Raw genomic sequence first — 14,382 nt, forward strand, 5'->3', positions numbered from 1 at the left:
TCCAGCTAGAAGTTGTTGGCCTGGCGCGGCACCGACAGCACCGCGGCGAGGGCCTTGTCGTCGGCCTGCGCCAGCACCGCCGCCGCGCGCCGCTTGCCCGCTTCGATCATGGCGGTACGGCGCCCCGGATCGCGATGCATCTGCAGGATCGCCGTGGGCGCGTCGTCCAGGCGGTCGAACGAGACCGTGGCATCGGCGCCGACCTCGCTCGCCGCCGTGCCGGAGCGCACGAAGGTCGGCACGCCCAGGTGCATGGCCTCGAGCACGGGCACGCAGAACCCTTCGTGCTGGCTGACGGACAGCAAGGCGCCGGCGCGGTCGAAGCGCGCGAACAGGCTTTCGTCGTCGATCATGCCGGTGATGTCGACGTGCTCGGCCACGCCGCATTGCGCCGCGCGCTCGCGCAGGAAAGCGAGATAGACGCCGTTGGGCGCGCTGCCGACGATTTCGAGCTTCGCGTCGACACCGGCTTCTCGAACCAGAGCGAGGATCTCGATGGCATCCTCGACCCGCTTGTGCGGAACGACCCGTCCCACCACGAGCAGCGTCAATGGGCCGGTGGGGTCGGCCTGTCCGGCGGGGATACGCCGGAACAGCGGCATATCCGGCCATACCGGCGGAATTACCAGAATCTCGTCGGTCCGCAGATGCGGTGACAGCGATGCCGCGGTCAGCCGGGAATTGGCCATTACCAGATCGAACTGGCGCAGCAGCGGATACTGCTCCAGCGAGCGTGCGCACAGATCCGCGGTGACGGGCTCGAATTCGCGCAGCAGCTCCGGCTCGGTCACGCCATGGAAATAGCACAGCTTGCGATTTCCCAGCGCGAGCAGCCGCTCGAGCATCGGATCGTAGATCGAATAGCTGACCAGCAGCGTATCCTGCGGCTGGATTTGCTCGAACAGCGTATCCAGCGGTTCCACGTCGCCCGTGAAGTGTTTCGCGCAGGCGCGCGCCGGTATGCCCAGCCGCTCGGCGGCGCGGGCGATACCGAGGCAGTGGTTGCCCACGGCGTCCCCGACGTGGATGTCCGGTGCAGCGATGAATAGCGTCATGCGCCCTCCTTGCCCGCTGCGTTCAATTGCTGCAGCCGTTCGAGATAGTTGCGCCCCACCGCTTCCGGCGAATAGTGGGCCAGCACGAAGTGCTTGCCTGCCAGCGCACGCTGCCGGCGCTCGCCCTCGTCCTCGACGCAGCGCCGCATCTGCGACGCCGCCGATTCGACGTCGGCATCCCACCAATGCTGCCCCTCCGCGAATGCATACTCGCCGGCGCCAACTGCAATGGCTTCGCCGCCGACCATGAACGCGGTGGTGTCGTTGGTGAAGTCCGTATTGCCCGAGAACGCCGATGCGATCACCGGCTTCTCCAGCAGCATCGCCTCTGCGATATTGCGGCCAAAGCCTTCGGCACGATGCAGCGACACGAAGCAGTCGCAGACCGATTGCAGCCCGATCACCGCCTCGCGCGCAATGGCCTCGGAGATGATCGAGACACGCGGATCGTCGCGGCACAGCGCCAGCACATCGGCCCATTGGCCCGGCGCATTCCCCATGTTCATCGTCTTGAACAGCAGGTGAACACCGGGCGTACCCGGGGGGAACGCCCGCTGGAACGCCTTGATGACCGCCAGCGGATTTTTGCGATGGACGCTGGAATTACCGTCCAGGATATTGAGGAAGACGAACGCGTCTTCCGGCAGGCCGAAGTCCGTCCTGGTGTAGGCGCGGCTCAACGGCGGCAGCGCGACCGCCATCGGCATCACCAGCACAGGCTTGTCGGTGGCGCCGCGCATTGCCTCGGCAGTAAAGCGCGTGCTCGACCAGATTTCGTCGACGAGTTCGAGCGCCAGCTCCATGCCGCGAGGGTAGGCAGGCAACTCCCACTGCCAGCAGCCAATGTTGTAGCGGTCGCCGAACATTTTCTCGCCGGTGGCGCCCAGCAGCCGGATCGTCTCGTAATGAGGCAGAAACACGAGATTGGTGTTGTACAGCGGCGCGTCGACCTCATAGGCACGCAGCGACAGATCCTGCTGGCGCGCCCCGATCGCGAGCGGGATAGCAGGGACGCACAGGTCCATGTCGACATGGCGCAGCGCGAGCGATGCCATCCTGACGTCCTCGCCGATGCCCAGCTCGCCGCGCCCGAAGCCCACGATATTGACGCCGCCGCGCAGGAACTTGCCGGTTGCCGCGGCCTGCTGCGCAGGCCGAATTTCATGCGTCTGCGACTCTTCATCCTCGATATGCAGGCGCAGTTCGTACTTGCCGAAGTTGAACAGCCACAAGTTCAGCGCCAGACGGCCTTCGGCCGTGCCCATGTCGAACGCATCACGCAGATCGGACCGTTGGGCATAGGCGGCCGCGGCCAGCGGATGCACCACGTCGCGTTCGTTGCCGGGCTGCGTCGGGTCGGAGATGCCCAGTGTTGCGTCGGTGGGCAGCAGCGCGCGGGGAACCGCGCCGCGCAGCAACAGCTCGCTCCACCATGCCACCAGTTCACCGCGGCCCTCTGCCTTCGACAAGATCTTGTCGGTGTCAGGCCCGCCGGCCAGAGCTGTGTACAGGGCTCGCATCGCCCGCGTAATGGGAACCTGCTGGTCCTGCGTCACCGCGGTGTCGGGCTGCTGCAACTGGTCGCGGGAGATCAACTGGGCAAGGAACGCATTGCCCGGCACCTCGCGAATCCACCACGAGACAAAAGCCGCGCGCCCTTCCCTGCTCGCCAGATCGGCGAATTCGCGCAGGTCGTCCCGGGCGGCGTGCAGGGCCTGCATGCCGCGCGTAATCGGCAGCGGTGCATCCTGTGCGATATCGCGAGCCAGCTCGTGATAGAAGGCGATCGGCAGGAAGCCGTCGAACGCCGGCGTTCCGGCGCCCTCGCGGATCCACCACTGGACCAGCTTGCCCCTGCCTTCAGGCGTGGCCAGATCGATCTGGTCGCGCAGATCCGTGCGCGCCTTGCAGACGGCATGCAGACCCTTGGTGATGGGCAGCAATGCGTCCTGCACGATCGCCGGGTCAACCGCCGCATACTCTTCAGGCCGCACGATGCAGACGGGCTGGGATTCGTGGCGGCCGTCCAGCACCCACCACGACGCCAGCCGCTCACGCCCCTCGCGCGTGGCGGTATCCATGCCCCGCAAATCCTGCCGCGCCACCCTGAGCGCCAGCAAACCGCGTGTCAGCGGAATGGCGGCATCCTGGTCGACCTGCGTGGACACTTCCGCGTATAGGGCCGCCGGCATGCATGTCCGCAGCGAAGGATCGTGAATGCCTTCGAGCATCCACCAGGAAAGCAGCGTACGCCGCCCGGCCTCGGTCGACAGGTCGGCCTGCTCGCGCAAATCGTCGCGAGCCTCGCATATCGCGTGCAAGCCGCAGGTGATGGGCAATGGCTGGTCCTGCACCACGGTTTCATCGACGCGCGCGTACATGTCGTCGCGCATGAAGCCGACGTAGCGCGCATCGCGCAGGCCTTCCAGCAGCCACCATGACACCAGGCCGTGCCTGCCGCCGCGGGTGGCCAGATCGAACGAAGCACGCAGATCGTCACGGGCGAGATAGATGGCATGCAGGCCGCGCGTCAGCGGCAGCCAGCAGTCCTGCGGCAGCGTGGAATCGGGGCGCGCCAGCCAGTCGCGCTGCTCGCCATCGATCGCGACGCCCTGGTTCAGATGGATGGCGGCGCAGTGCAGCGGATCGTCGAGATCGAACTGGGATCGCAGCACACGGTTGCCGAGCCACAACGCCTCGAGCACCGGAGTGCGACCGAACGGCGTCTCGCTCTTCTGCCGGCGCTGGAACAGCGTCGACAGGCTCCGATGATGCCGATGGTCGGAAAGATCGAGGCCACGGTCGACGATGGGATTGTCGAACAGATATCGGTTGCGTTCCTGCACCTGCTGGATTTCATCCGGGATGCTGCCAACATCCTGCTCGAGCCCGCGAGAATGCAGCCACGTGTAGTCGACAATGCGAGCGCCGGTTTCGCGCAGCCGCATCGACAGTGCATGTTCGTCGAGAATCGAGATTGCCTTCGCCTGGAAGCGCTGCAGGTTCTGCGGCGATAGCTCGAACACCGAATGCCACTTGCCGTGCGGCAGGCCGTCTCCGGTCAGCCATTCCAGCAGATAGGACTGGTAGTTTGCCGACAACGGCGCGTCTTCGCGGAAGGGGCGGTCGGACGAAGGCGCGAACAGCGCCTCCGGGCCAAACCGGCCGACGAAGCTGCCGAGCTTGCGGATCCGCTCGGGGACCGCGATCAGGAACTTGGAACAACCCCACGTCTGGAAACTGCGCCCGAACTGCCGCACCGCGTCGGGATAGGCATCGATATGCGCGAGCACGACATCGTCGTGGCTTGCCGCATAGTCGAACATCTGCCGATTGATGTACGGATAGAAGCCGTTGTACTCGTTCTCGAAGGCGGACGTCACGATATGGACGAGGTCGTAACCATCCAGCAAGGCGGGAAAGCGCGCCAGCGCGGTGTCCCAGCCGCTGAATTCGCGGCGCGAGTTGTCGCCGCCGATCATGACGATGTTCGGACCAAGGTTCACCGTCAGGTCCGTGGGCAGCGCCGTGTCGATTAGGACGGCATCATAGTCGAGCCCTTCGATGCGCTGGTAAAGCTGGCACAGCCGCTTGAATGCGCCCTGGTAGTCGGCATCGCCGTAGCGGACGAACAAGGTAAGCAGCTTCATTCTTCCATCTCCACTTCGAAGATGACCTTGTTCTGCGCCGCGTTGGCCCATCCCGCGCGCTCCACGTCGAATTGGTCGATCCGATAGAAGAACTCCAGCCGCTGCAGGCAGCGCCCGGCATCCGCGTCGCGCAGCGATGCGTCCACCAGCGACAGCACTTCGCGCGCAGCCGCCTCCCAACCGAAGACCTGGGCGGGCCGTTGCGTTTGGGTCTGGCAATTCCGCCAGTGTTCCTTGCGCTCCAGCACCTCGCTGACCGCCTGCAGCAATTCGGTCCGCCGCGAGAACGGCACGATGCCGTCGACCGGACTGACGCGCGAGCGGATCTCGTCGATCAGCTGGCTTTGCCGCGCGATCACCGGCTTGCCGAACGACAGCGCCTTCAGCACGGGAAGACCGAACCCTTCATAGAACGACGGGAACACCAGGCAGGCGCATTCGCGGAACAGCGTATCGACCGCTTCGTTGGACAACATGCCAGAAGGCAGCTGCTCGACGTTGGGGTACTGCTCGCCCACTTCGCCGAGAACGCGGATCCGCGCCTCCGGAAAGCCAGCGGCGAGCACGCGCACCGCTTCGTGCAGGCCCTTGTGGTAGTACTGGTTGCCGACCACCAGCACATAGGGCTCGCCTTCCGGTCCGTCTCCCACCGTTGGCGGTGCGTAGTATTCAGCGGGATCCAGCGAGCAGTACGAGATGGCGCTCGGCACTTCGCGCGACGCCGGAAAGCGCTCGTGGAACGCATTGCGGGTATAGCCGCTGTTGAAGACGAAGCCATCGGCATAGCTGGCGGCCGCGCGCCATACGCCATCGATATGCGGCATGCGGATGTAATGGCAGTCCCAGGCGATGGCGTCCATGATCAGATACAGATTCACGGTCGAGCGACGCGCCTGGTCGCGCAGTTCGCTGAAGCTCCACGGTTGCGACAGACGGATCGCCGCATCGAACATGGCATCGTCGGGCATCGTGTGGATCAGGGCGTCCGGCATGGTGCGGTCGAGCCCATGGAACTGCGCGGCCTCCGGAAGCACCCAGAAACGCGGAGTCACCGACAAGCTGTCGGCGAGCCTGACGATCGGGTCAAGCAGCGAAAGGATGTGTTGCGCGGTGCCGTTGTAGCCGGGAGCGAGATTGCGGATGTCGAACAGGACCGTACGCATTGCCTTCGGCTTGAGCCGTTGCCACAGCAGCGCCTCCCAGCGCTGCTCCGGAAACTCCGCACGGCGCGAAATGGCGCGCGCATAGTCGGCCGCCCGTTCGATCGACGGCGGCTGCGCCGCGCCCGGATAGGGCCCCGACTCGGCGGCAAAGAACAACGCGCGATTGCAGACCACGGCGCTGTAGCCGCGGCGGTTGGCACGGATGAACAGCCGCCCCAGCGCATCGCCCAGCCCCTGGTCCTTGCCGTCGAGCCGGCCGAAGTGGTACAGCATGTCGCCCCGCACGAGCACGGGCGCGCCCGTGACGATGCCCCCGCCCCAGCGCGACGGCAACGATTGCAGAAACGGCGCGAGCGGTTCGCGGCCGGTCAGCGCCTCGTCTCCGCCCTGGCGCGGAACCGGCGCCGAACCGCCGATATTGGTGCGCGGCACGGCAAACCCATACAGCGGATCCGCGGACAGCGCCTCCAGCAGCTGCGCGACCGCCTCCCCGTCGAACTCGTACTCTGGCGCGGTGAACAGCACCGGCGTGCCGGCTTCCGCCAGCGGATGCACGACGCGGTTCAACCGTGCGATGTAATCGCCGGCGTCCCGCACCGGGATCGTATCGATCATCGGGTCGTCCGAGATCGGCGCCGCGCCGGCGGGCACGAAGACATGGACGCGCCCGACGAGCTGCCGCAGCGACGCAGCGGCCAGCGCGCTCAGGCAGGCGATAGCCTGCTTCCCGGGCTGGGCAGCCTCGGGCAAGGTAATGACGATGGCGATCTTGCTGGTCAAGCGGGCACCTGTTCGATGTCGTGGTTGCGGCATGCGTCGATCCGGCCGGTCAGCGCCGAATAAACGCTTTCGGAACCGAAATGTTGTTCGATGAAGGCGTGAGCGGACTGCTGCAGCGCGATGCGCTCGGGCTCCCGCGCCAGCAGGGCCACGATCTCGCGCGCAAACGCCACCGCGTCGTGGACGATCACCGCCGGCACGTCGCCGAGCTCACGAAGTCCGTCCGCCGCGGAAGGCCAGGCGACATGCGCCTTGCCCCACGCCAGCGCCTCGATGGTCTTGATCTTCAGGCCGGTACCGACGCGGCAGGGATTCACCACGACCGCAGCCTGCTCATATTCCGCCTCGAGACTCTCGACAAATCCAAGCAGCGATACGGTCGGATCGTCGCAATGCACGAACTGGCACACCTTGCCGATCACCCGCAGGCGCGCGCCGGGACGCGCGGCACGCACCAGCGGCCACGTATAGTCAAGGAAGTCCTGCGTTCCCTTGACGTTGAATTCGTTGCTCGATGCAACGATCAGCACCTGGTCCGCCACCACCGCGGCGGAATCGCCATGATGGATGTCCAGATCGAACGACGTCAGCAGCGCCTCGACTTCCGGCACCAGTTGCCGGAGCTCGTCCTGCTCGGCCTTCTGGATCGCCAGCACGATGTCGGCGCGGCGGAGCAAGGCGCTTTCCTGCGCCTCGGTCAGGCTCAGGGTGTAGTTCTTGATCCCGTACTGTTCCACCGTCTTTTGCTTGCGGCAAAACAGATCATGGGCGTCGATGATCTTCAGCGCATCCCCGCATTCCGGCAGTTCGAGAATACGGCTCATGAACACGTATTGGGCGATCACCACGTCCGGACGGACCGCGGCCACGATGGGCGCCACTTCGGCGGCAAACCAGTCGGGGCAGAAGCCGTCCTGGATGCGGGACAGCTCGGCGTCTGCAAAATCGGTATCGACCTGCACCGGCTTGGCCATGGTGCCTCCGGGCCGCGGCAGCACGATCCGATTGTCGAACACATGCAACGCGTCGACGACCTCGCGCAGGCCAACGATGCATTGATTGGTGACCTCGGTGTCGCCCAGCGGCTTCAGCACGAGCGTCACCGCATATCCCTTGTGCCGGAACCACGACAGCATCTTGTAGATGCGGATCTCGTTACCCGCCGCGGGCGGGTACGGCATCACATGGGTGACCATCAGCACGCGCGGCCTGGCGCTGCTCTGCGGGATGGAAGCGAAACTGGGTTTCATCATCGTTCTAATGGCGTATGGCCGTTCTGTGTTTCTGCGGCGTATCTGCGGCGCGTCTGCGACGTATCTGCTGCGTCGGTCGTCATGAGGCTAGATCAGCTGCCGGTAGACATCGCGCAGCGCCGCCGTCGTGGACGACCAGGTAAACCCCTCCGGCCGGAACGAGGACGCCGCGGCGTCCGCCTGTTCCCGCGCGCCCGCGCGCCCGCCGTTCGACAGCATCGCGCTGATGGCGTCGGCGATTGCGTCCACCGAGGCCGGGTCCACGTACACGGCACGGTCACCAAAATACTCCTGGCACGAACCCTCCCGCGTCAGCAACAGCGGCGCACCCTGCGCCGCCGCCTCCAGCGCCGCAAGGCCGGGCGTCTCCAACGTACTGGGCAACGCGAACAGTTCGCATGCGGTGTACGCGGACAGCAGCGTTTCGTCGTGCGGCATCGGTCCCAGGTAACTGACCTGCGCGCCGCCCTCCTCCAGCACCTGGCGCGCATATCCCGGATCGCGCTGATGACCGATCAGGACCAGTCTGCACTGCGGCAGCCGCTTCATCGCGCGCACCAGCGCCAGTTGGTTCTTGCGCGGCTCGATATTGCCGACGTTCAACACGAATGGACCGTCGATACCGAAGCGTTGCCGAAACCCTTCCGGGCCGACCTTCTGCAGGAAGAACTCGTCGATGCCGTTGTAGACGGTGGCGAACTTCGAGCGCGGCAGGTCCAGCACGCTGGCCAGCATGTCGCTCTCGATATCCGAGTTGGTGACGGCCCGGTCCGCAAGCGCAAGCTGGGCACGAATCTCGTCCACCGGGTACAGGTGCCGGGTCCCTTCGGTGATCCACAGGCTGGTCGACACGACCAGCGGCAACCCCAACTGCTTGACGAAATGGCAGAAGTGCACCGAGCCGCCAATGCACGAGAAGAAGTGCACCACATCGTGCTCGAGAAAACGCGGCGCCCATTGGTCGAACAGCGAAACGTCGACGCCATGCGCGGGCAGATGCTTGCGATAGGCCAGCAGCTGGATCTCCCCGCCGCCCGGCGTATGGAACGCCATCGGATACGTGGCGAACATCACCTTCATGGTCTGGCCTCCAACGTACGGACGCGTCCGAGCATGCGCGCGGTGCGGGCCCGCCAAGTGTTGTCGCCGACGAAGCGCCGGGCCTCCTCCTCGCTCAACCGTCCGCGCCGCAGCTGACGCTCGATCGCCGCCTCGAACGCGTCCGCATCGGCGCCGATTTCCAGGCCCGCCGGCCCGCTTTCGGCGAATGCCAGCGGGGTCGACACTACCGGCAAGCCGGCCCCCAGGTATTCGAAGAACTTCATTGGAAACATCGATCTGGTGTAATCGTTGATCAGTGTCGGCAGCAGGCCGACCTGCATGCCGCGCAGGTAGTCGGGCAATTGCGCATAGCTGCGGTAGCCGAGCAGATGCACGTTCGGCAAGGCCGCCAGTGCATCCACCAGCTGGCTCTGTTGCCCCTCGCGCTGCTCGCCGATCAGCACCCAGTGCCAATCCGGACGCCGACGCGCGACCTCCAGCAGCAGCGCGAAGTCGACCTTGAAGTCGGACAGCACGCCGTGATAAACGAGACGCGGCGTCGGAATGGCAGCGAGATCGTCGGGCACCGGTCCGGCGGCCAGCGCCTTGCCGAAGTGGCGATCGTCCGCGACATTGGGCAGAAAATACGTGTTCGGATTGAACGGGCGGCAACGCTCCTCGAGCGCGCGCGCGGTGACGAAGACCAGGTCGCATGCCTGTAGCAAGCTGCGCTCGGCGGCATCGAACGCCGCCACGTCGACACCCGGCACCGCCGACAGATCGTCGACACAGTGATAGACCAGTGGACCGCGCGGCATGTCGGCGATCGCGTTCTGCATGTATGGGTGGTAGGTCCACACCAGCGGCTGCGCGAAACGCCTGGCCCGCAGGAATCGCCCCAGGGCATGTCGCAGCAGGGCCTGATTGATCCAGCGAACGACAGGCCAATGATGCTTCGCCGGCACGATCAGCGGCGACAGCACCCAGATATTGTCGCGGCGCCGTGGTGGACCGATCACCACGGACTGCACGCCACGCCAGAGCCGTCGCCACAGGCGCTTCCAGTCTCGTCCGCTCGCCATGCGGGGCCTGCGCAGGCCCACGCTCTCGATATACAAGACCCGCCAGCCGAGTCCGGCCAGCTCGCAGGTCATATGCTGCTTGTTGGTCCAGTAAGGCTCGTCCCAATCGGCGGTCGAGAACAACACGCAATCGCCCGCTTCCGCGCCGGTTATCGCCGGCGCGGATTGACGGGCGCTCGCCGTTTCGGACCTGTCGATCGCCTCAGCCACCGAAGTCCTCCATCGGCCGATCAAGCAGGCTCGCGACCACACGCGCCGACGCGCGACCGTCGCCATACGGATTGGCGCGATCGCGCAACGCGACGACACGCTGCGGGGCATCGAGCCAGTCCGCAACCGCCGCGCAAATCGACCGCGGATCCTGGCCCGCCAGCGTCGCAAAGCCGGCATCGACGCCTTCACGCCGCTCGGTATGGCTGCGCATCACGACCACCGGCACGCCGAAGGTCGGCGCCTCTTCCTGGATGCCGCCCGAATCGCTGACGACCAGGTCGCTGCGGCTGATCAGATAGAGACTGGTCGGATAGTCGACCGGCTCCACCAGCGACAGATTCGGAACGCCGCCCAGTTCACGCAACACCGGCTCGCGCACCGCCGGATTCAGGTGCACGGGGAAGATCCAGCGATGGTGGGGATAGCGGCCGCACAGTTCGCGCAGTGCGGTGCAGATACCGAGCATCACGTCGCCGAAGTTTTCGCGCCGATGGCACGTGACCAGGACCTGCGGACCGCCATGGCGCAGTTCGGGGGGCAGCTCCGGTGCATGGCCCGCCCAGCCGGCGCGCACCATTTCGATGGCGTCCACGACGGTGTTGCCGGTCGTGACGATCGTATCGGCGCGGACGCCCTCGTTCAGCAGGTTGGCGCGGGCCGATCGGGTCGGCGCAAAGTTGCGCGCGGCGATGCGGCCCAGCAGGCTGCGGTTGGCTTCCTCGGGAAAGGGACTGGCCAGATCGCCAGTGCGCAGGCCGGCCTCGACGTGCCCGACGCGTACGCCGCGATGGAACGCCGCGAGGCCCGCGCAAAAGGCCGTGGTGGTATCGCCCTGCACCAGCACCCAGTCGGGCCGTTGAGCGGCGATTGCCTCGTCCAGCTCCGCCAGCAGGCGCGATGCCAGACCGTTCAGCGATTGGCCTGGTCGCATGCAATCGAGGCCGATATCCGGCGACAGCGCGAAATACGACATCGCCTGTTCGAGCATTTCGCGGTGCTGACCGCTGCTGCAGACCGTGACGTCGACCGCTTCGCGCAGGGCCGCGACGACAGGCGCGAGCTTGATCACCTCGGGACGGGTGCCCATCACGACCATGACTTTCATCGCGCTGCCTCCCATCCGGTCGCGCACATCCGGCGGCCGTGATACTCGACCGCGAGTTGCAGTCCGTTCGATGCGCCGACCGGCACGGCGACACGATAGGCGCCCTCTTGCTCGCGCACCGACGCCCGCGCGCGATATTGCAGAAAATCCATTGCCGCCTCCTCGTGCAGGAAGAGCGGCGACTGTGCCCGCGTGCGGATATGTGCGATCAATTGTCGATGGGCGTCGATGCGGGCCGCTTCATCGGCCCAGCCATAGGCATAGCGGGCGGAAAAGGGATGATCGAGATAGCCAAACAGCGTGCCGGTTGCATGCGCACGGTCGAAGGCTTCACGATAAACGGCCAGCGGATCCCCTTCCGCCAGCAAGCAGTCCCCGTGCAGCATGCATTGCTGGCTGTGGCCGACAAAGCCCGCCGGCAGATCGGGCAGCTCGCCGCCGCGCGCAAGAACGAATTCGGGGTCGTTGCGGATGATGCCGCCGATGCAGCCGGCATAGCCGAGATCGGCCAATGCCTGCAGGGCGTAGTGCGGAGTCTGGTGAAACGGCGAGACCGCATAGCGGACCTCGCGGCCGGTCACCGCGTGCAGACGGTGCGCCGAGGCCCAGCCTTCGTGCAGCGCCGCTTCGTAACTGCCGCCCCATTGCGGGGCGTGCGTCGCGGTATGCGACAGCACGGCACCGCCCTGGGCGACCAGTTCGCGCAGCAGCCCGTGCTGGCGCTCGTCCTCCAGCGTGCTGGTGTGAACCGCCAGGGAAAACGGCACGCCGGCCTCGCGGTAAGCGTCCCACAAAGGGCGTGCAGACTCGACGTCTTCGTCGCAATCCAGCCGCGACGTAATGGCGGCGTCATGGCCCCATGGCACTTCGGACAGCACGGGATGGCAGGGAAGCGTCTCCGCCCCGTGCGCCGACAGGAACTGCTCGACGATGCGCCATTCCCAGGAATCGCATGGGCCGGCGGCACGGTTGAACCACAGCACGCTGGCTTCGTCGCGCCGTGCCAGCGCGGCATAGCTGCCCTGGCGCTGGCCATCGACGTCGATCGCGGCCAGTTCGTCGGCGCCGGTATCCATGCCGACCGCGATGCTCCAGCATGAACCGTCCGCGCGGATCGCACCGTAGCCGAGGTTGTTCCACTCGTCGGCAAAATCGAAGCGCTCGAACGGTCGGTGCCATGCCGGCAAACCCAGCGCCGCGGCAGCGCCGTTATAGCGCACCGCGGCACGGCTCGCCGCCATGCCATAACGCGGTGCCGCCACGCTGCGGCTGGCCGGCTCGAGCTCGTCCGGCAGCGCGGACGGTTGCCAGCCCAGATGGCGTGCCAGCACGTCGGAGATACGGCCAAACACGATCAGCTTGCGCCTTCCCCGAGAGAGCCATGCGATCAGGTCATCCGTCCAGGCATCCGGCATATCGACCGCTACCAGCGTCGAGACCGACGCCAGCGCGCCCCGCGACAACGCCGCCGCTTGCGACGCGCTGACCGAACGGCGCACGGCCGCGAGCACCAGTTGCCCGGCAGCCCGCGCGGAATAGGGAAAGGCGACGCCGATCATCCAGTCACCACATGCCGGAACTTGGCACGGGATCCAACCCGCACGAAGTCGTCATGGCCGACAAACGCCACGGTGAAGGCATCGCCCCAGAACGCCTTGAGCTTGGCCATGGTGTCGTCCGCACTGGCCCACGGTTCGAGCACGATACGGAGCGTCGGCGGCGAAGTACGCAGATCGATCTGGAATTCCTGGATCCCGCCGACCCGGTGGTCCAGCATGTCCTGGATATGGTGGGTCGGATGATCGACGCCATTGATCGGCACGACGTCGTGGATGCGGCCGACCACATCGGTCAGATAGAAGCCGGTCGGACGTTCCTCGACCCGAGCCAGGTCGCCGGTGGCATAGCGCACCAGCGGCATCAGCCGGTTGCGGAAACCGGTGAACACCAGTTCGTGCGCACCGTCCGCATTGTTCTCGACCGTGCGCGACTCCGGCCATCCCTCCGACTCCAATACCTGGAAGCCGCCCTGTTCGCCGTCGAGCTCGTAGGCCATCACGCCAAGTTCGGCCAGACCGTAGCGGTCGACCACCCGGCACTGCAAGGCGGCCGCAATGGTCTTCCTGGCGTGAGGCTCGAGCAGTTCACCACTGGACTCGAACACTTCGAAGGTCTTTCCGCCGCCGTACCGACGTTGCACATAGCAGGCCAACGCGTAGATGGTCGATGGATGCGCATGGACCAGATACGGCCGGCGGCGCTGCAGGGTACGCCAGATCTCTTCCAGGCCGACATCGTCGATGCGGTCGAAGAAGATATTGCTTCGGTTATTGACGAAGCATTTGAAGTCTTCACGGGACGGCCACTGCGGGACCGCCATATCGGGAAAGCGACAGGCGAAATGCAGTTCCGATCGATGGCCCGACTTGCCGATGCGCTCGCGCGCATAGCGCGTGACGGCCGACGAATAATCGGCCGCTTCCTGATCGTAGTAGATGGTGCAGGACAGCCCGGTCGAGCCGCCCGTCTTGCACGCGTGGTGCCGCAGTTCGGCCAGCGGGCGCGAGAGCAGGCGTTCGCCTTGCTCGCGGATGATGTCCTTGGTCAGGTAAGGCAGGACCTCCAGTCGACGCGGATCCTCGGCCGCACGCTGTGGATCGAAGCCGACCTGGCGGAACAGGTCGCGATAGTACGGCACATGGATGCCGGCGAAGGCCAGGATGTCTCCAAGCCGCTTTTGCGCGATACGGCGCCGTTCGGCAATCGGCTTGGCGTAGTAGCGGCGGAGCTCCGCCACCTTCGGCGTGACGCTGCGGCGCTCCCGCCGTTCGGCGATCGGATAGCCGATATAGCCGCCGACCACGCCCTTCAGCGTGCGCAGCGGCTGGCGAGCAAAAACGAGTTCGCCATAACGAAGCAGGGGATGATCAGCTCGCATAGTAAATGTCATGTCGCTCATAGGGCTGACCGCACTGTGTTCGGGAAAGTCGCCGATGGTCGGGTTGGGCTTTCCATGGCGCCTGTCGGTACGCAGGCGTCC

9 protein-coding genes are annotated in these 14,382 nt (G+C 65.8%); all 9 read right to left on the bottom strand.

The features are described from left to right. Positions 1 to 5: 5 nt before the first annotated feature. Positions 6 to 1,055 carry a glycosyltransferase gene (locus B551_RS20685; protein ID WP_006575871.1) on the bottom strand — a complete coding sequence of 350 codons (1,050 nt, stop codon included), beginning with the start codon at positions 1,053 to 1,055 and terminating at the stop codon, positions 6 to 8. Continuing rightward, positions 1,052 to 4,705, bottom strand: a complete 3,654-nt coding sequence (locus B551_RS25255) for a glycosyltransferase family 4 protein (RefSeq protein WP_006575872.1) — start codon at positions 4,703 to 4,705, stop codon at positions 1,052 to 1,054. Before B551_RS25255 ends, B551_RS20685 begins: the two co-directional genes overlap by 4 nt. Next, positions 4,702 to 6,648: a glycosyltransferase family 4 protein gene (locus B551_RS20695; RefSeq protein ID WP_023264926.1), complete on the bottom strand. Its 1,947-nt coding sequence runs from the start codon at positions 6,646 to 6,648 to the stop codon at positions 4,702 to 4,704. Before B551_RS20695 ends, B551_RS25255 begins: the two co-directional genes overlap by 4 nt. Further along, positions 6,645 to 7,901 (bottom strand): glycosyltransferase family 4 protein, encoded by a 1,257-nt coding sequence (locus B551_RS20700; protein ID WP_052511439.1) that lies wholly within the window; start codon positions 7,899 to 7,901, stop codon positions 6,645 to 6,647. Before B551_RS20700 ends, B551_RS20695 begins: the two co-directional genes overlap by 4 nt. 87 nt (positions 7,902 to 7,988) lie before the next feature. Continuing rightward, a complete protein-coding gene (locus tag B551_RS20705) occupies positions 7,989 to 8,981 on the bottom strand; it encodes a glycosyltransferase (RefSeq protein ID WP_006575874.1) in 993 nt (330 codons plus the stop codon). Beyond that, positions 8,978 to 10,234, bottom strand: coding sequence for a glycosyltransferase (locus B551_RS20710; RefSeq protein WP_006575875.1), 1,257 nt, complete (start codon positions 10,232 to 10,234; stop codon positions 8,978 to 8,980). The genes B551_RS20705 and B551_RS20710 overlap by 4 nt, the downstream gene beginning before the upstream one ends. Further along, entirely contained in the window at positions 10,227 to 11,342 is a 1,116-nt protein-coding gene (wecB, locus tag B551_RS20715) for a non-hydrolyzing UDP-N-acetylglucosamine 2-epimerase (protein ID WP_043441903.1), read from the bottom strand. The genes B551_RS20710 and wecB overlap by 8 nt, the downstream gene beginning before the upstream one ends. Next, the gene (locus tag B551_RS20720) at positions 11,339 to 12,901 is read right to left on the bottom strand and encodes a polysaccharide deacetylase family protein (protein WP_023264929.1); all 1,563 of its coding nucleotides are present in this window, start codon (positions 12,899 to 12,901) and stop codon (positions 11,339 to 11,341) included. The genes wecB and B551_RS20720 overlap by 4 nt, the downstream gene beginning before the upstream one ends. Continuing rightward, on the bottom strand, positions 12,898 to 14,280 hold the full coding sequence (locus B551_RS20725) for a phenylacetate--CoA ligase family protein (protein WP_006575878.1): 1,383 nt from the start codon (positions 14,278 to 14,280) through the stop codon (positions 12,898 to 12,900). The genes B551_RS20720 and B551_RS20725 overlap by 4 nt, the downstream gene beginning before the upstream one ends. Positions 14,281 to 14,382: the final 102 nt, after the last annotated feature.

This window comes from Cupriavidus sp. HPC(L) (assembly GCF_000307735.3).
GTDB lineage: Bacteria > Pseudomonadota > Gammaproteobacteria > Burkholderiales > Burkholderiaceae > Cupriavidus.